The sequence below is a fragment of the Planotetraspora mira genome, assembly GCF_016863275.1.
Classification (GTDB): Bacteria; Actinomycetota; Actinomycetes; order Streptosporangiales; family Streptosporangiaceae; genus Planotetraspora; species Planotetraspora mira.
In genome coordinates this window covers 227,636-245,073 of the sequence record NZ_BOOO01000016.1, presented here as the reverse complement: position 1 = coordinate 245,073, position 17,438 = coordinate 227,636, and the positions used below count along the sequence as shown (strand labels likewise).

Genomic DNA, 17,438 nt, shown 5'->3' with positions numbered 1-17,438 from the left:
CCAGGTATTCGAATTTCATTTTCGGTGCGGTGGTGGTGGCGGGGTGAGGGCCGCGGCCCAGTCGTGCGACCGGTCCGCTCGACCCTCGGGTTGATGTATGACCCCCTAGGGGTTATACAAGGGGTATGCCGAAAATCAACGTGTACCTGCCCGACGAGCTGGCCGAGGCGGTCAAGGAGGCGGGCCTGCCGGTCTCCGCCGTCTGCCAGCGAGCCCTGGAGCAGGCCGTACGCAGGGTGACCGCCATCCGGGAGGCCGTCGTGGGCGAGCTGGAGCTCGACGATCCCGCAGGACGGATGGGGCACTTCACCGCGCGTGCCAGGGCCGTCTTCAAGCTCGCTCTGGAACGGGCGCGGGAGCGGGGAGCCGCCGCCATCGGGACGGAGGACCTGCTCGCCGCCATGCTGGCCGAGGGGAACAACCTGGCTCTCCACGTCCTGCGCGCCATGGAGATCGATCCGGAGGTGGTCGGGCGTGACCTCGCCCGGCAGCTTCCGGACACGCCCGAGGCCTCCGGAGACGAGGCCGTCCGGCGGTTCAGCGGCCCCGCAGCCAACGCCCTCGAGTTCGCCGTCACGGAGGCGCAGACGCTCGGTCACAACTACATCGGCTGTGAACACCTGCTGCTGGGGTTGGTCGCAGAGCCCGACGGAACGGCCGGGCAGGTCCTCCGTACGAGAGGCGCCGAGGCCCGCCTCACCCGCCGTGCCGTCGTCGCGGCCCTCGCCGGTTACGTCCATCTCCGGGCGCAGACGCAGAGCCCGCAGACACAGGGAGCGCAGGCGCCGGGCATGGACGCCACGGCTCAGGAGGGCGTGCTCGCGCGGATCGGCGAGCTCGTCCGCCAGGAGCTGAGGCCGCTGGCCGAGCGCATCGAACGGCTCGAACAGCACGCGGGCATCCCGGGCCCGGAGGCCTGACATGGCGCGGGTGTTGCTGCTCGCGACGGGCGACATGATCGCTTACTCGTCCGGCCCTGCGCGTCCGGGGCTGGCGTCCGGAGCGGACCTCCTGCGGACCGTGCCCGCCCATATGCGGACGATGGAGGTCGTGGCCGAGGACGTCATGGCCGAGCCCAGCTGGGACATGTCGCCCTCCGCCATGCTCGCCCTGGCACGGCGCGTCCGGTCGGCCATTTTGGACGAGGACTTCGACGGGGTCGTGGTCACGCACGGCATCGACACCATGGAGGACACCGCCTACCTCACCGACCTGCTCGCGGGGCCCGCGGCCCGCCGGGGGGCGATCGTGCTGACCGGAGCCGTGCGTCCCCTGGACGACCCGTCCGCCGACGGGCCGGGCAACCTGGCGGCCTCGCTTGCGGCCGCCGCCGATCCGGCCCTCCGCGGGGCGGGAGCGGTCGTCTGCCTCGGCGGCGAGTTGCACGCGGCCCGATGGGTCACCCTGGCCGACGCCGCCGGCGTTCCGGCGTTCTCCTCCGCGCCGTTCTCTCCTGTGGGCCGCGTGGTGGAGGGCAGAGTCGAGATGCTCGCCGCGCCTCCGCCGAGGCCGCCGGATCCTCAAGGAGAGCCCGAGTCGCACGTTGCCTTGATCAAGACTTATCCGGACATCGAGCCGGCGCTGCTGACGGCCGTGGTCGACGCGGGCGCGCGCGGAATCGTGCTGGAGGGCACCGGCGAGGCGAACGTCCCGGTCACGCTGTTCACGGCGATCACCGAGCTGTCGGAGTGGGACATCCCGGTGGTCGTCGCGTCACGGTGTCATACGTCCGGCCTACCGCTCGACGCCCTGCCGTTCGGACTGGGGCTCGCCGCGAAAGCGGGCGCGATCGGCGCCCGCGGACTCGCTCCCGTCAAGGCGCGTGCCGCCGTGATGGTCGCTCTGGGCTCGGGTGGCAGGGACGCCGTGCGTGACTGGTTCGGCGGGTTGTGACCCGCCGCGCCCGGTGATCGTCGCGGGGCTCGGCTCACGGGCCCTCGCGAGAGACCCCGCCGGCGGCAGCCGCAGGACGAATCGCGCACCGCCCTCCGGCGAGTCCGTCACCTGCATCGTGCCACCGTGCGCGATCGCGATCTCATGGGCGATGGCGAGGCCCAGTCCGGTGCCTCCGTGACCGCGGCTGCGGGCACTGTCCAACCGGGTGAAGCGTTCGAAGATCCGTTCCCGTTCCGAGGGCGGGATGCCGGTGCCGTCGTCGCTGACCGACAGTTCGGCGTCGGCGGAGCCCCGGCACACCTCGATCAGGACGGCATGGGCGGCATGGCGCTGGGCGTTGTCGAGCAGGTTGCCGAACAGCCGGCCGAGCTGACTCCGTACGCCGTCGACCACGACTCCCGGTTCGAGCCGTAACCGCACGTCTACGCGCCGGGGCCGATGAGAGATCTCCTCCTCGACGAGGGCGCCCAGATCGACAGGCCGCTGCTCCTGCGGCGCGTTGGCCCCGAGCTTCGCGAGCAGAAGCAGGTCGGCGATGATCATCTGGAGCCGGTCGACGTCGGTCAGGGTCCGCCGGAGCATGTCGGCCATCTCGGTCTGGTCCGGATGCAGTTGAGCCTCCTCGAGTTCTGCCCGCAGTCCGGCGAGGGGCGTGCGCAACTCGTGCGCGGCGTCCGCCGCGAACTGACGCTGCCGCAGCAGCGCGCTCTCGGTCGCGCGCTTGGCCTCCTCGATTCGTGCCAGCGTGCTGTTCACCGTCCTGGCCAGGCGGCCGATCTCGTCGTGGCCCACGGGCTCCTCGACCCTGCTGCCGACATGCCTGACATTGATGGAGGCGAGTTCGGTGCGGATGTCCTCGACCGGCCGGAGGGTGCGGCCTGCGATCTTCCAGGTGCCCCAGCCGGTGAGCAGGACGAGGACGACGACCTCCGCCGCGAAGATCCAGTCGAACGGCCCGGCGGCCGTCACGCCGGCCATGGGCCTGCCCGCGTAGACCACGGGTGAGTCCCCCGCCTGCGACACGCGGTACGCGGAGATCCGGACGCAACTCCCGTCGCCGTGGTCCGGGCAGGCCCGCACGTCCATCTGCGGGCGCTCAGGGCGTGGAAGCACCGTGCTCATCGGGGGCAGCCCGGCGGCTGCCGGCGACGCCGCGATGACATGCCGGTCGGGCGCCACGACCTGGATCAGCGTGACGCCGCGGACCTCGGGCACGATCGGGTTCCCCAGGCGCCCGGTGCGGACGGCCTGGGCGGTCGTGGAGGACTGATGGCGTGCGTCGAGCCAGACGGTGTCACTGAACGCCTGACGGGTCAGTGAGCCGATCAACAGTCCTGTGGGCCCGATCAACAGCACCGCCAGAAGACTGACCAGAACGGTTATCCGGCCGCGGATCGACCGCGGCCGCAGCCGCGCCAGAGGTGACCGCTCAGGTTCGAGGAGTGAAACAAGGCTGTGCACCGCATCCTCCTCACACGTGATCGCTACCCCGAGATCCTCGGGGCGCTGAGGTGGTGAGGGTTGTCGGCCGCCATGGGCCCGACCCGGCCGATCGTGCGTGGCGATTGGAGCGAACCGGTGGCCGTGGATCCGTCTCCGAGACGAACCCGCTGCTGAATACGCTAACACTTGACTTGAATTATTCAAGTAAAAGAACCATCCCAGTTTATTGGCACGGCCATGCCTGGGGGAGGTCCGGGAACCGCGCCGATTCCGTGCGGTGTGGCGGGGAACTCGCGCCGGGGCCTGATCGTTGCAGACGTTGGCGGAGCGCCGAGTCCCTTGTGGGCACGGCGCTTCGTGGGCACCATCCCGAATAAGCCGCGCAAGAGGCTGAGCAGCGAGTCGCGTCCCGGAGGCAGCGATGGAGAGCAGAAACCCGATATTCAGCCGGCGTGGGTCCACCGGTCAGCAGCAATGGACCTCGGCGACCCCGAGTGTGCAGCAGCTCGACGCCATGTACGGCGCGCCGTCGTACGCTCCGCCGACCTCGCGCCCGATGACCATCGACGACGTCGTGGTGCGCGGCTTCATGACGCTTGGCGCACTGGTCGTCGCGGCGGCCGTGTCGTGGTACATGGACTTCGGTCCCGGGATCGCCATCCCGGCGATGCTGGTGGGGCTGGTCCTCGGCCTGATCGTCTCGTTCAAGCAGAGCACGAACCCCGCGCTCATCCTCGGCTACGCGCTCTGTTACGGCATCGCGATCGGCTACATCAGCCACGCGTACGAGTTGCGCTTCAACGGCATCGTCCTGCAGGCCGTGCTCGGCACGATGGTGGCCTTCGGCGGCACACTGGCCGTCTACGCACTCAAGATCTTCCGGCCGACGCCGAAGGTCACCAAGTTCGTCATCGCGGCCGGTTTCGCGTTCGTCGGCCTCGCCCTGCTCAACCTGGTCGCGGGCTTCTTCGTGGACGGGGGCCTCGGTCTCCGCACCGACAGCCCGCTCGGCTGGCTCTTCAGCGTCGTCGCGATCCTGCTCGGCTGCTTCTTCCTGCTCCTCGACTTCGACCAGATCGAGAGCGGCGTCCGGGCGGGCGTCCCCGAGCGGTACTCCTGGCTGATGGCCTTCGGCCTCACGCTGAGCCTCGTGTGGCTCTACCTGGAGATTCTCCGTTTCATCAGCTATTTCACAAACAACGACTAGCCTGACGAGAGACAAGGGCACTCTTCTTTTCCGAAGGGTGCCCTTTTTTTGTCCTTTAACAGGATGTGCCGTCACGGTGCAAAACTTTCGATCAACAATCTGTAACAAGTTGATGTCTGCGGGGGTCTTGTCAAGCACGGGCTGGTGATGCACTGTGACACAAAGCAGCCCGATCCGTGGAGGTGCCCATGTCGTTGAACCACTCACCGGAGACACAGACAAAGCTGATCGCACGCGTCCCGTCCATCACCGGGCGCGAACTCCCCGAGTGGTTCCAAGCCATCGACAACGGTCCGTCGTTCCTCAGATGTGATGAGCGGGCCGCCTGGCTCGCCGATGAACACGGGCTGAGCCACGGCTACGCCGCAGCGATCGTCCTGGAGCACGAGCGGCGTCGTCGCTTCTAGGGAGTGACCGGTCCCGAATCCCTGCGCCCGCACCGCCTCGGTGTGGGCGCATCATTGTGTTCATGGATCTCGATGAGGCGCGTGAGTTCGTGAAGAACAACCATCGCGCGGTCATGTTCACCTGGCACGCAGACGGCCGCCCCCAGACGTCACCGGTCACCGTGGGGCTCGACGAGGACGGATATCTCATCGTCAGCAGCCGCGAGACCGCGGCGAAGACCCGCAACGCCCGCAAGAACCCCCAGGTCCTCCTCACGGTGATGAGCGACGCCTTCTACGGCCCCTGGGTCCAGATCGAAGGAACCGCGCAGGTCGTGTCGCTGCCGGAGGCCATGGACGGCCTGGTCGCGTATTACCGGGGCATCAGCGGTGAGCACCCGGACTGGGACGACTACCGCGAGGCGATGGTGCGGGACAAGCGGGTCCTCATCCGGGTCGAGCCCACCAAGGCCGGGCCCGACCACCACGGCTGACGCCCCGCCACGGCCGGCCCGCCCAGCATGGCTGAGGCCCCGCCACGGCCGGCCAGGACAGTTGCTGCGGCCCCGCCGAGGCACGGCCCCCGCGGAGGGGATCCCGGACGACTCCGGGATCCCCCGCGGCCGTCTAGGCCAGACGCTCCAGGACCATAGCCATGCCCTGGCCGCCGCCGACGCACATCGTCTCGAGGCCGAGCGACTTGTCGTGGAACCGGAGGCTGTTGATGAGCGTCGAGGTGATGCGCGCGCCGGTCATCCCGAAGGGGTGACCGACGGCGATCGCGCCGCCGTTCACGTTGAGGCGGTCGAGGTCGATGCCGAGCTCCTGGTAGGACGGGATCACCTGGGCGGCGAAGGCTTCGTTGATCTCCACGAGGTCGACGTCGCCGATGGCCATGCCCGCGCGGCCGAGGGCCTGCCTGGACGCCTCGACCGGCCCGAGCCCCATGATCTCCGGAGACAGCCCGGTCACACCGGTCGAGACGATCCGCGCCAGCGGCGTGATCCCCAGCTCGGCCGCCTTGGTGTCGCTCATGACGATCACCGCGGCCGCGCCGTCGTTGAGGGGGCAGCAGTTGCCGGCCGTCACCGTGCCGTCGGGCCGGAAGACCGGCTTGAGCTGCGAGACAGCCTCGTAGGTCGTGCCCGCCCGCGGGCCGTCGTCCTTGCTCACCACGGTGCCGTCGGGCAGCGTGACCGGGGTGATGTCGCTCTCCCAGAACCCGTTGGCCAGGGCCTTCTCCGCCAGGTTCTGCGACCGCACGCCGAACTCGTCCTGCTCGTGCCGGGAGACGCCCCGCAGCCCCGCGACGTTCTCCGCGGTCTGGCCCATGGCGATGTAGACGTCCGGGATGGCGTCGTCCTCGCGAGGGTCGTGCCAGACCGGGGCGCCGCCCTCGGCGAGCTTGTCGGTCCGGGACTTGCCGTCCAGGAAGAGAGGGTTGGTGGTGCCGGGGAGGGAGTCCGAGCTGCCCTTGGCGAACCGGGAGACGGTCTCGACGCCCGCGGAGATGAAGACGTCGCCCTCGCCGGCCTTGATCGCGTGGAAGGCCATCCGGGTCGTCTGCAGCGACGACGAGCAGTAGCGGGTGACCGTGGTGCCCGGCACGCCGTCGAGGCCGAGGAGCACCGAGACGACCCGGCCCATGTTGAAGCCCTGCTCGCCGCCGGGCAGGCCGCAGCCCAGCATGAGGTCGTCCACGTCGTTCGGGTCGAGCTGCGGCACCTTGGCCAGCGCGGCCTGGACGATCTGGACCGCAAGGTCGTCGGGCCGGATGTCCTTCAAAGATCCCTTGAAGGCGCGGCCGATCGGTGACCGCGCAGTTGCCACGATGACTGCCTCAGGCATGTGACTCTCCCTGTTTCTCCGGCCACCGCACTCAGGGTTCGGGCGGCCCTCCTCCGCAGGAGGTTACCCCCCGGTACGGCTTCCGCCACGCCCTGGGGCCACGCGAACAGAACTTTGTACCGGAGGAGCGAGGTGTGCCGTGGACACTGGTCATCCGTACATGCCGGGAGTGGTGGCGGTGCCGTCGTTGACGGCGTGCAGGGCGCCCTTCTCGTCTCGCCACAGGCGCCAGCCGTTCTGGCCGCCGGTGAACCACGCGGGCGGCGCCGCCGACGACGAGGTCCGCTTGCCGGTGGCCAGGTCGAACTCGCAGAGGGCGGCGATCGCGTAGAACCCGGGGGTCACGCCGGGAAGGGGCAGCGGACGTGGGTCCGTGGCACAGAACGACCAGCCGGTCGTGTCCTTCACCGGGCTCGACTCACCCGTCTTCAGGTCGAAGGCCGAGCCGGGGGCGTCGTGCTTGAGGAACCCGAGCTTGTCCATGGCCGGAGGGAACGCGAGCCACCAGCCGGAGCCGGGCACCTGGGTCGGCGTGATCTGCCCGAGCACGCGTCCCGTCTCCCCGTCGAGCCGGGCGAAGCCGCCGTACTGTCCCTGCTCGTCCACCGGCCTGACCACGGGTGCGAACGCCGGGTTGCCGCTGGGGTAGACCCGGACCACCGAGGGGCGCATCCAGTCGACGACGCCGTCGTCCAGACGCACGGAGAACAGGCCGAACGCCGAGGTCTGCTTGGTGTCGGGGCTGGTGTAGGGCGCGACGTAGCCCACGAGCTTGTCGCCGGTCGCGCCGAACGACCAGCCACCGGACAGGTCGACGCCCTGGCCGAGGGCCTGCTCGATCGGGAGTTGCCAGACGACCTTGCCCGTCTTCAGCGAGTGCGCCTCCAGGACGGGGTGTGAGGCGAGCCGCAACATCACGACGTTGGTCGTGTCCGACCATTCGACCTCGGCGATGCCGGGGAGTTGCCACTGGGTCCTGCCGGTCTGCGGATCCAGGACCACGACCCGGGCCGTTTTCAGCGAGGTGTTCTCCGACAGGCAGATGTAGGGCCCGCAGCGCTGCGGGCCGAAGGTCGACTCGATGGGACGGGCCCACTTCTGCTTGCCGGTCTTGGCGTCCCTGGCCACCACGGTCGCCTTGATCCGGGTGGTCTTGGGGGCGGTGCCCGCGGGATCGACGGCCACGACGACGGCCTGGCCCTTGCCGGTCTCCACTGTGGCCGGGGCCTGCACGCCCATGCCGGGCAGCCGGCCGGCCATCGTCGCGGGGGTGGCCCAGAGCTTCTTGCCCGTGGTCAGGTCGAGGGCGACGGTCTCGAGGGCGCCGTTGGTCCGCATCGAGGTGGTCGCCGCCACGCCCGCCCCCGTGGTGACGCGGCTGACGGCGTTCACCTGGACGTTCGACCAGGCCTTCGACGGGCTGTCGGCGGTGTCGCTGCTGGAACAGGAGGTCAGAGCCCCGCCGGCCAGGAGGGTGGCTGCGGCGAGAGCGAGAGGAGGTTTCACGTGAGGCCGGGTCATGTCACTCCTACAGGGGGTGATGGCCTGACCGCGCGGGGTAACCGGCTCTAGCCGCTCGTCATCGGCCCAGGTTTCCGGCGAAGCAGCGCCGCCCATCGTCCGTGGGGGCCGACCGCCCGGCCGGCCACATGGGTCGCGGTGACCTCGGTGCCGGGTTCCTCCACGGCCATTGCCGCCAGAAGGTATTGCGATCCTTCGACGCGCACGGGTTCTGGCCCGGGCCACAACCCCAACGCGGCGCATACAGACGGTAGCACTGCGTACGCGGCTTGTGAGTAACCTCGGGCAGATGGATGAAAACGATCTGGTCCGAACATCTCTGCCGGGTTGGTCTCGAATTCGGGCCCGAGGAGGTCCGCGAAGGCCACGGTCCTTCCACCGGCCTCGACGACGGCGACCGTCTGGGCGGCGGCGAGCTGCCGCGACCATCGGCGGGTGACCCACCGGAGGGGCTGCGCGATCGGCCGGACGGTTCCCAGGTCGGGGCAGGTGCCCACGACGACCTCCGCGCCCGCGTCCGTGAGCCGGCGCACGGCCTTCTGCAGGTGCCGTACGGCACGGGCGGGAAGGGTGGCGGTCGTGACGTCGTTGGCCCCGACGAAGACGACGGCGATCTCGGGCCGGTCTTCAAGCGCCCGGTCCACCTGGACGTCCAGGTCGGCCGATGCCGCTCCCGACAGGCCGAGGACGCTCAGCCGTACCGGCCGCTCGGCGACGGCGGCCACGCCGCGCGCGATGATGACGGCCGGGGTGTCGGCGGGGTCGGTCAGGCCGAGGCCGACCGACGTCGAGTCCCCGAGGACGGCCATGCGGATCGGCTCACCGGGATAGGTGTCGCCGTAGACCCCGTCGGAGTCGGGTCCGTTGAGACCGTGCGGCTGGCCGACGATCCGGCGGGCCACCGCGGCCTCGGCGATGAGCAGACCGTAGGTGACCGCTCCCAGTGCGGTCAGGCCGCCGCCGCCGAGTGCGGCGGCCGTGGCGATTCGTCGCGCGGTTCGCGCCGCGCCGGTCGTCCAGATCACCCGCTCTCCCCACGTCACGGTACGGTTTGAAATTGAAACTAGCCGAATCCCGGCCACCCCCTCGGGACCCCGGCTCCTGGCAAGCTGACAAAGCTTCGGTAAACCAAGGCGGTCTTCGCGGTGCGGGTACACGACTCGCTGGTCGAGCTTATGGGGAACACCCCTCTCGTCCGGTTGCGCAAGGTCACGGCTGGAGCGCCTGCACAGGTGCTGGCCAAGGTGGAGTATTTCAACCCGGGCGGCTCGGTGAAGGACCGGATCGCCGTACGGATGATCGAGGCCGCAGAGCGGAGCGGCGCCCTCAAGCCCGGCGGGACGATCGTGGAGCCCACCTCGGGCAACACCGGCGTCGGGCTGGCCATCGTGGCCCAGGAGAAGGGATACCGCTGCCTGTTCGTCTGCCCGGACAAGGTGGCGCAGGACAAGATCGCCGTCCTGCGGGCGTACGGCGCGGAGGTCGTGGTGTGCCCGACCGCCGTCTCTCCGGACCACCCGGACTCCTACTACTCGGTGTCCGACCGGCTGGCTCGTGAGACGCCGAACGCGTGGAAGCCCGACCAGTACTCCAACCCGGAGAACCCGGCGAGTCACTATCACTCGACCGGCCCGGAGATCTGGGAGCAGACCGAGGGAAGGATCACCCACTTCGTCGCGGGAGTGGGCACCGGCGGGACGATCAGCGGGACCGGGAAGTACCTCAAGGAGGTCTCCGGCGGCCGGGTGAAGATCATCGGAGCCGATCCCGAGGGCTCGGTGTACTCCGGCGGCAGCGGTCGTCCGTACCTGGTCGAGGGCGTCGGCGAGGACATCTGGCCGATCACCTACGACACCACGATCTGCGACGAGGTCATCGCGATCTCCGACAAGGACTCGTTCAACATGACCCGGCGCCTGGCCCGCGAGGAGGCGCTGCTCGTCGGCGGATCGTGCGGCATGGCCGTCGTGGCGGCCGTCCAGGTGGCCCAGGCGGCGGGACCGGACGACGTGGTCGTCGTGCTGCTGCCCGACGGCGGCCGCGGCTACCTTTCGAAGATCTTCAATGACGAGTGGATGGCCGACTACGGGTTCCTCACGACGTCGAGCGACGAGGGCCTGGTCGCCGACGTCCTGAGCCGCAAGACGCCGGGCCTCCCGGAGTTCGTGCACGTCCACCCGCACGAGACGGTCGGCACGGCGATCTCCATCATGCGTGAGTACAGCGTGTCGCAGCTCCCGGTCATGAAGGAGGAGCCGCCGGTCATGGCGGCCGAAGTGGTGGGCTCGATCGTCGAGCGCGACCTCCTGGAGGGCCTGTACCGGGGCAAGATGCGCTCCGACGACCCGATCGAGGGCCACATGTCGGCGGCCCTGCCCATGATCGGCTCGGGTGAGCCGGTGGCCCGCGCGGTGGAGGCCCTGGAGAAGGCCGACGCCGCGGTGGTCCTCGGCGACGGCAAGCCCGTCGGCCTGCTCACCCGGCAGGACCTGCTGGCCTTCCTGGCCGGGCGGTAGCCGGGCAGCGGCTACGCTCGACGGCATGAACGAAGGCTTCGAGACTCTGGCCGTCCACGCGGGCCAGGAGGCTGACCCATATACGGGTGCGGTCGTGCCACCGATCTATGCCGTGTCGACCTACAAGCAGGACGGCGTCGGCGGGCTGCGGGCCGGCTACGAGTACAGCCGGTCCGCGAACCCGACCAGGACCGCCCTCGAGGAGGCGATCGCCGCCGTCGAGGGGGGCGCGCGCGGTCTGGCGTTCGCGTCGGGCCTGGCCGCCGAGGACACGCTGATCCGGACGGTCTGCGAGCCCGGTGATCACGTCCTGATCCCCGACGACGCCTACGGCGGCACCTATCGGCTCTTCTCCAAGGTCCTTTCGAGGTGGGGGCTGAGCTTCGACCCGGTGCCGCTGGGGGATCTGGACGCCGTCCGCGCCGCCGTACGGCCGGAGACCAAGGCGATCTGGGTGGAGACGCCCACCAACCCGCTGCTCGGCATCGCCGACATCGCGGCGCTCGCGCAGATCGCCCACGAGTCGGGCGCGGTGCTGCTGGTGGACAACACCTTCGCCTCGCCGTACCTGCAGCAGCCGCTAGCGCTCGGCGCGGACGTGGTGGTCCATTCGACCACCAAGTACGTCGGAGGCCACTCGGACGTCGTCGGCGGGGCTCTGGTCGCCCGTTCGGCGGAGGTGGGGGAGCGGCTCGCCTACCACCAGAACGCGATCGGAGGGGTGGCCGGGCCCTTCGACGCGTGGCTGACCCTCCGGGGGCTCAAGACGCTCGGCGTCCGGATGGACCGGCACTGCGACAACGCCGAGCGCGTGGTCGACCTGCTGCTGTCACACCGCAAGGTGACCGAGGTGCTCTACCCCGGACTGCCCGGGCACCCGGGACACGAGATCGCGGCCAAGCAGATGCGGCGCTTCGGCGGGATGGTCTCCTTCCGGGTCGCGGGCGGCGAGGAGGACGCCGTCGCGATCTGCGGCCGCACCCGCCTGTTCACCCTCGGCGAGTCGCTCGGCGGGGTCGAGTCGCTGATCGAGCACCCGGGCAGGATGACGCACGCCTCGGCGGCCGGGTCTCCGCTCGAGGTGCCCAGTGATCTGGTCCGTCTGTCGGTCGGCATCGAGACGGTCGACGACCTCCTCGCCGACCTGACGGAGGCGCTTTCCTGACGAGTCCGGCGATCCGGCCCGCGATCAGCACGCCACCGCCGTCTCGGCGTCGGCGGGCTTCGCGGGCCGGGCCAGCCACCTCTCGCTGAGCAGGGCCACGAGGGCCACGGAGGTCAGGAGGGCGCCGGTGAGCGCCACGCTGCGCGTTCCCGGCCCGTCGATCAGCACTCCTCCGAGCAGCGAGCCGGAGGCGATGCCGACGTTGAAGGCGGAGCTGATGCCCGCGGAGGCGATGTCGGTGCTGCCCGGGGCCACCTGGAGAGTGCGGTTCTGAATGGCCGTCGCCAGTGCGCTGAACGACAGGCCGGTCAGGCACAGCGCCACGGCGGCAGGCGGCCGGGCCGTGCCCAGGGCGTACAGGCCGAGCAGGGCGCCGGTGATCACTATGAGCGGCACGATCAGCGCGGCCCGCGGGCGCCGATCGAGATGTGCCCCGACCACGATCGTGCCCACGACCCCGGCGACGCCGGAGGCGAACAGCAGCGAGCCCAGTGCCTGCGGGGCGAATCCGCTGACCTCCTCCAGGTAGGGCGTGATGTAGGTGTAGGCCGTCAGGAATCCGGTGACGCCGATCACCGTGGCGGCGACGAGGAGCGCGTACCTCCGGGCGTCGGGCGCCGAGCCACGCGTCGGCTCGACGCCTGCGGCGCTGACGGCGGGCAGCAGCGCGATCAGCGCGACGCAGGTGACGAGGGCCAGGACGGCCATCACGACGAACGAGACCCGCCACCCCGCCTGCTGGCCGAGCCAGGTCCCGGCGGGCACGCCGAAGACGGGGGCGATCGAGTTGCCGATCGCGAGGCGGGCGACCACGCGTCCCTGCTCCTTCGGAGGGAACAGCCCGATCGCCGTCGTGGCGACGACCGACCAGAAGAGCGCCTGGGTCAGCGCGGTCAGCAGCCGGGCGGTCAGCAGGACCGGATAGCTCGGCGCGACGGCGGTGAGCAGCGTGCCGATGATGAGCGCGCCGAGGGTCACGGCGAGGAGCGTCCGCCGCGGAACCCGCAACGCGAGCCGGGTGAGCGGGATCGAGGCCAGCACGACGACGGCGGCGTAGCCCGTGACGATCAGGCCCATCTCCGACGGGGTCCGGTGGAGGTCGGCCGCCATCACCGTGAGCAGGCCGATCGGGAGAAGCTCGACGGTGATGTAGATGAAAGTGGCCATGCCCAGGGCCACCAGCGCCCAGGTCGCCCGGTTCCCGGTCGTCGGCGCGTGGTCCGAGGCCACGGTCGCCACCTTTCTGTTCAGCGGCCGCGGATTCGCCGGGGCCGCCCGTCAGGGGTTGAAGAACACCATCAGGAAGAGGATCACCAGCCAGATCAGGGCGGTGAGGCCGGAGAGGGCGGCGATCCGCCCGGTCTGCACCTTGGCGTCGTCGACCGGGCTCTCCGTGAGCAGCGCCTGCATGGCCGACCGCTGGTCGCGATCGATGATCACCAACAGGACCGCCGCCACGATGAACAACGTCATGGCGACCGACAGGTACGGCTTGGCCAGAGCGCTCCGCCCCAGGGCCAGTCCGAAGAAGAACACGCCGAGCGTCAGGAGGCCGAAGAGCCGGGTGGACCGGTTGAGGTACTTCAGGACGTTGACGTCGCGAGCCCGGATGTAGCGGGGCGTCACGCTCGTCACCGCCGTCAGCGGTCCGATAGCGAAGATGGCGAAGCCTATGTGCAGCCACAGGAGCAGCTTGTCGAGAAACGACATGTCGCTGAGGCTATCGTCTGGTTGATCGAAGTGGGAGGACGATGACGCGACGACGTCACTTGCGGCCACGGGGACGACCGTGGACGCACATCTCGTACATCACACCCGTGACGACCATCAGGACGACCAGGCCGACGGCGGCGAACATCTGGGCTCTCCCTCCACGAGGCGTGGAACGGTCAGCACCGAAAGTGGGAAGTCCTGAATATCGTCCGCCGATCGCAGCCCGATCGGCAATCGATTATCGCGTCAGCGTGACCGCCTCACCTTGAGGAAGTCGCTGACCACGTATTCGCCGAGCCGGTCGGCGCTGGCAGAGAACACACGCCCCCCGTTGCGCCGGGCGACCTCGTTGACGAAGTCCTTCAGCCGCTCGTCGGCGGCGAGCATGAACACGTTGAGGGTCGCCCGCCGCCTGGTCATCTTGTCGACCTCGGCCAGGGTCAGCTCCAGCGTCTCCGCCGAGGGCGGCCACTCGAAACGCGGGACGCCGCTGCGCATCAGATGGGCGGTCGGCTCACCGTCGGTGACCACCAGGACCACGGGTTCGAAGTCCGGGTGGCGGTCGAGGTGGCGACCGGCGATCAGCAGTGCGTGGTGCAGGTTGGTGCCCTGCACCATGTCCCACTCCAGCCCGGCCAGTTCGTCGGCCTGGAGCACCCGCGCGTAGTTCGAGAACCCGATGATCTGGACGGCGTCCTGCGGGAACTTCGAGGCCACCAGGGCCTGCAGGGCCAGCGCCGTCTGCTTGGCCGCCGCCCACGTGCCCCGCAGGGCCATGGAGTACGACAGGTCGACCAGCAGGCACACGGCGGCGGCGGACCGCCGTTCGGTCTCCGCCACCTCGAAGTCGTCGACGGTGAGCGAGACCCGGCGGGAGTGTGAGGTGGTGCGGCGCACGCCGTTGACCACGGTGCGCACGACGTCGATGGGCTGCTCGTCCCCGAACCGCCAGGGACGGCTGGATCCGGTGAGCTCGCCCGCCTTGCCGGCGTCCCGCTGGTCGTGGTCGCCCCGGCGGCCCGAGTCGAGGGACGAGAAGACCCGCCGCAGGGCCGTCTCGCCGAGGCGGCGGACGGCCTTGGGAGTGAGCTCCAGCTTGCCGCGATGGCGTCGCAGGTAGCCCTGCTCCTCCAGTTCGCGTTCCACCTGGCGGAGGGCGTCGAGGTCGTCGACGGCGGAGCGGCCGAGGGCCCGCCTGATCGCGTCCTCGTCGATGTCGTCGAGCCGCGCGCCCGGATAGTCCTGCCGCAGAGCGGTCTCGAGGTCGCTCAGGTCGGCCAGATCCTGCAGAGCGGTCACGGCGTCGCCCATCCCCGTGGGCTCGTCCCCTGAGACCCGCTCAGGGGTGTTCCATGCGAGGTCGGGGCGGCGGGAGTACAGGGCGTTGCCCAGCCGGCGCATCTGCTCCGACAACCCCGCCTGTTCCAGCGTCTGGTCGATCAGCCCGGCGAGTTCCTCACGCTGCTGAGGCGTCAGCGAGGCCAGCAGCCGCTGCGTGGCCGCCGCCCGGCGGGCCAGGATGTCGATGAGCTCTTCCAGATTCCGCGGATTCTCGGGAAACATATCCCGATATTTCTGCATGAACTGGTCGAAATCTTCTTGGGTGTGCTCGCCGCGCGCGTCGCGGTCCAGCATGTCGTTGAGATCCGACATCATCTGCCGGACCCGCTCCATCGCGGCGGGGTCGGGGTTGGCCAGAGCGTCCCGCATGCCGCGGAACTGGCTGTCGAGCACCTCCCGGCGCAGCAGGTCGCGCAACTCCTCGAACGTCTGGCGGGCGGCCTGCGACCGCCAGTCGTACGAACCGAGCTCCTGGATCGCCCGCGAGGTGTCGGAGGGCAGCGCGTCGAGGGCCGCCTCCCGGAACCGCGCGTCGTCCGACGGGTCGGGGAACAGCTCGGCCCGCTCCTGGCCGATGGCCTTGTCGAGCAGGGCGCGGGCGCGCTCGAGCGTGCCGTCGAGCCGTGTGTTCTCCCTCAGCTCGCGGCGGCGCTGCCGTACCTGGCGGAGCAGGTCGTCGAGCCCCCGCCGGTCGGAGGGGCCGGGAAGGCCGCGCTTGAGCAGGTCGCGCAGGGCGTCGAGAGGCGTCGAACCCGAAAGGATCGCGTCGCCCATCTCGTCGAGCGCCCCGCGGACGTCGTACGGCGGAGCCAGTGGATCAGGCCCGTCGTGATACTCCCCGTACCGGTATGCCACGGGATTACGCTAACCCGGCCGGAGCCTGTGCGCGCGTGCGAAGGCCGTCCGTCATGTGCGGTACACCGATCCGCCCGCGATGTCGTCCTTGGACAGGCGCCGCATCAGGTAGAGCCCTTCAAGGGCGAACTCCAGCGCGGCGGCCGCGTGACCGGGGGACTCGTCGCCCTCGCCCAGGCCCAGCCGCGTCATGATCTTCGCCAGGCCGTCCACCCGGCCGATGCGCCGCAGCAACTCGTTGGCCGGGACCAGCTCGCCCGACTCGATCTGGACGCCCTCGGAGAACTTCTCGAGCAGGGGAGCGAGGTCCGTCCCGCCCAGGGTGCCGCGGAACGTCTCGGCCGTCGCCCGGCGGAGCAGGTGGGCGAGCACCTCGACCTCGCGGCCCTCCTCGCTGACCTCGAACTCGACCTTGCCGCGCAGAGTGGGGACCACGCCGGGCAGGTCGCAGATCCGCGTCACCGGCCGCTCCTCGCCCGTCAGGGCGGCCCGCCGTAGGGCGGACGCGGCGGCGGTCTCGGCGGCGGCGATGGAGAAGCGCGCGGAGACGCCCGAGCGGGCGTCGACGGCGGTGGACTCCCTGACCAGCCGGGTGAACCGGGCGATGACCTCCACCAGATGGGCGGGAAGGTCGGCGCCGAGCTCCTCGAGAGCGGCCTCCTGGCGGATCAGGACCAGTTCGTCCTCGACGGACTGGGGGTAGTGCGTGCGGATCTCCGCGCCGAACCGGTCCTTGAGCGGGGTGATGATCCGGCCCCGGTTCGTGTAATCCTCGGGGTTGGCGCTGGCGATGAGCAGGATGTCCAGGGGGAGGCGCAGGTTGTAGCCGCGGACCTGGACGTCGCGCTCCTCCAGGACGTTCAGCAGCGAGACCTGGATGCGCTCGGCCAGGTCGGGAAGCTCGTTGACGGAGAAGACGCCGCGGTTGGTCCGGGGGACCAGGCCATAGTGGACGGTCTCGGGGTCGCCCAGCGTGCGTCCCTCGGCGATCTTGATCGGGTCGACGTCGCCGATGAGGTCGCCGACCGAGGTGTCCGGAGTGGCCAGCTTCTCGCCGTAGCGGTCGTCGCGGTGCCTCCAGGCGACCGGGAGGTCGTCGTCCAGTTCCCCGGCGAGCCGCAGGCAGCGGACACAGGCCGGCTCGTACGGATGATCGTTGATCTCGCATCCCGCGATGACCGGCGACCACTCGTCGAGAAGCTCGGTGATGGTGCGGATGAGGCGGGTCTTGCCCTGGCCGCGCTCGCCGAGGAGCACCAGGTCGTGCCCGGCGATCAGGGCCCTTTCCAGATGCGGGAGGACGGTCTCGTCGAAGCCGATGATCCCGGGGAACCGGGGCTCCCCGGCCCGGAGCCGGGCCAGGAGGTTCTCGCGGATCTCGGCCTTGACCGTCCGGTGGACGTGTCCACTCTCGCGCAGTTCACGCAGAGTGCTGCTGGCAGGCGCGGGCGATTTGTGCACGCTGCCGAGACTACGTCCCCATCATGGGATCCGGCATCCCCGTTCGGCGGATCCGGATTTCGGATCTTGACCATCGCGTGACGTGT

General features: G+C 70.0%; 14 protein-coding genes and 1 pseudogene. 7 read left to right on the top strand and 8 right to left on the bottom strand.

Annotated features, from left to right (window positions below):
• Positions 1-125 precede the first annotated feature (125 nt).
• The gene (locus Pmi06nite_RS16145) at positions 126-920 is read left to right on the top strand and encodes a Clp protease N-terminal domain-containing protein (RefSeq protein WP_203953799.1); all 795 of its coding nucleotides are present in this window, start codon (positions 126-128) and stop codon (positions 918-920) included.
• A gap of 1 nt (position 921) precedes the next feature.
• Positions 922-1,893, top strand: coding sequence for an asparaginase (locus tag Pmi06nite_RS41890; RefSeq protein ID WP_239113948.1), 972 nt, complete (start codon positions 922-924; stop codon positions 1,891-1,893).
• Between the two features lie 72 nt (positions 1,894-1,965).
• Here Pmi06nite_RS41890 and Pmi06nite_RS41885 read toward each other — a convergent pair.
• A pseudogene (locus Pmi06nite_RS41885) lies at positions 1,966-2,874 on the bottom strand (sensor histidine kinase); the annotation flags it as partial.
• Between the two features lie 886 nt (positions 2,875-3,760).
• On the opposite strand from Pmi06nite_RS41885, the gene Pmi06nite_RS16135 reads away from it, so the two are divergent.
• From Pmi06nite_RS16135 to Pmi06nite_RS16125, 3 genes are all read left to right on the top strand, one after another.
• Positions 3,761-4,546 (top strand): Bax inhibitor-1/YccA family protein, encoded by a 786-nt coding sequence (locus Pmi06nite_RS16135; RefSeq protein ID WP_203953797.1) that lies wholly within the window; start codon positions 3,761-3,763, stop codon positions 4,544-4,546.
• Positions 4,547-4,734: 188 nt separating this feature from the next.
• Entirely contained in the window at positions 4,735-4,953 is a 219-nt protein-coding gene (locus tag Pmi06nite_RS16130) for a DUF4287 domain-containing protein (RefSeq protein ID WP_203953796.1), read from the top strand.
• A 62-nt stretch (positions 4,954-5,015) separates the two neighbouring features.
• On the top strand, positions 5,016-5,426 hold the full coding sequence (locus Pmi06nite_RS16125) for a PPOX class F420-dependent oxidoreductase (protein ID WP_203953795.1): 411 nt from the start codon (positions 5,016-5,018) through the stop codon (positions 5,424-5,426).
• Positions 5,427-5,559: 133 nt separating this feature from the next.
• On the opposite strand, the gene Pmi06nite_RS16120 is transcribed toward Pmi06nite_RS16125, so the two are convergent.
• From Pmi06nite_RS16120 to Pmi06nite_RS16110, 3 genes are all read right to left on the bottom strand, one after another.
• Positions 5,560-6,780 (bottom strand): acetyl-CoA C-acetyltransferase, encoded by a 1,221-nt coding sequence (locus tag Pmi06nite_RS16120; protein WP_203953794.1) that lies wholly within the window; start codon positions 6,778-6,780, stop codon positions 5,560-5,562.
• A 150-nt stretch (positions 6,781-6,930) separates the two neighbouring features.
• On the bottom strand, positions 6,931-8,301 hold the full coding sequence (locus tag Pmi06nite_RS16115; protein WP_203953793.1) for an outer membrane protein assembly factor BamB family protein: 1,371 nt from the start codon (positions 8,299-8,301) through the stop codon (positions 6,931-6,933).
• A gap of 47 nt (positions 8,302-8,348) precedes the next feature.
• Positions 8,349-9,326, bottom strand: coding sequence for an SGNH/GDSL hydrolase family protein (locus Pmi06nite_RS16110; protein ID WP_203953792.1), 978 nt, complete (start codon positions 9,324-9,326; stop codon positions 8,349-8,351).
• 120 nt (positions 9,327-9,446) lie between these two features.
• Here Pmi06nite_RS16110 and Pmi06nite_RS16105 point away from each other — a divergent pair, with 120 nt between their 5' ends.
• Entirely contained in the window at positions 9,447-10,817 is a 1,371-nt protein-coding gene (locus Pmi06nite_RS16105) for a cystathionine beta-synthase (protein ID WP_203953791.1), read from the top strand.
• 25 nt (positions 10,818-10,842) lie between these two features.
• The gene (locus tag Pmi06nite_RS16100; RefSeq protein ID WP_203953790.1) at positions 10,843-11,982 is read left to right on the top strand and encodes a cystathionine gamma-synthase; all 1,140 of its coding nucleotides are present in this window, start codon (positions 10,843-10,845) and stop codon (positions 11,980-11,982) included.
• 24 nt (positions 11,983-12,006) lie between these two features.
• Here the strand turns inward: Pmi06nite_RS16100 and Pmi06nite_RS16095 are convergent, their stop codons facing one another.
• The 4 genes from Pmi06nite_RS16095 to Pmi06nite_RS16080 form a co-directional block, all read right to left on the bottom strand.
• Positions 12,007-13,212, bottom strand: coding sequence for an MFS transporter (locus Pmi06nite_RS16095; RefSeq protein ID WP_203953789.1), 1,206 nt, complete (start codon positions 13,210-13,212; stop codon positions 12,007-12,009).
• A 48-nt stretch (positions 13,213-13,260) separates the two neighbouring features.
• A complete protein-coding gene (locus tag Pmi06nite_RS16090; RefSeq protein WP_203953788.1) occupies positions 13,261-13,692 on the bottom strand; it encodes a hypothetical protein in 432 nt (143 codons plus the stop codon).
• A 249-nt stretch (positions 13,693-13,941) separates the two neighbouring features.
• Positions 13,942-15,891, bottom strand: coding sequence for a vWA domain-containing protein (locus Pmi06nite_RS16085; RefSeq protein ID WP_203953787.1), 1,950 nt, complete (start codon positions 15,889-15,891; stop codon positions 13,942-13,944).
• A 51-nt stretch (positions 15,892-15,942) separates the two neighbouring features.
• Positions 15,943-17,352, bottom strand: coding sequence for a sigma 54-interacting transcriptional regulator (locus tag Pmi06nite_RS16080; RefSeq protein ID WP_203953786.1), 1,410 nt, complete (start codon positions 17,350-17,352; stop codon positions 15,943-15,945).
• Positions 17,353-17,438 lie beyond the last annotated feature (86 nt).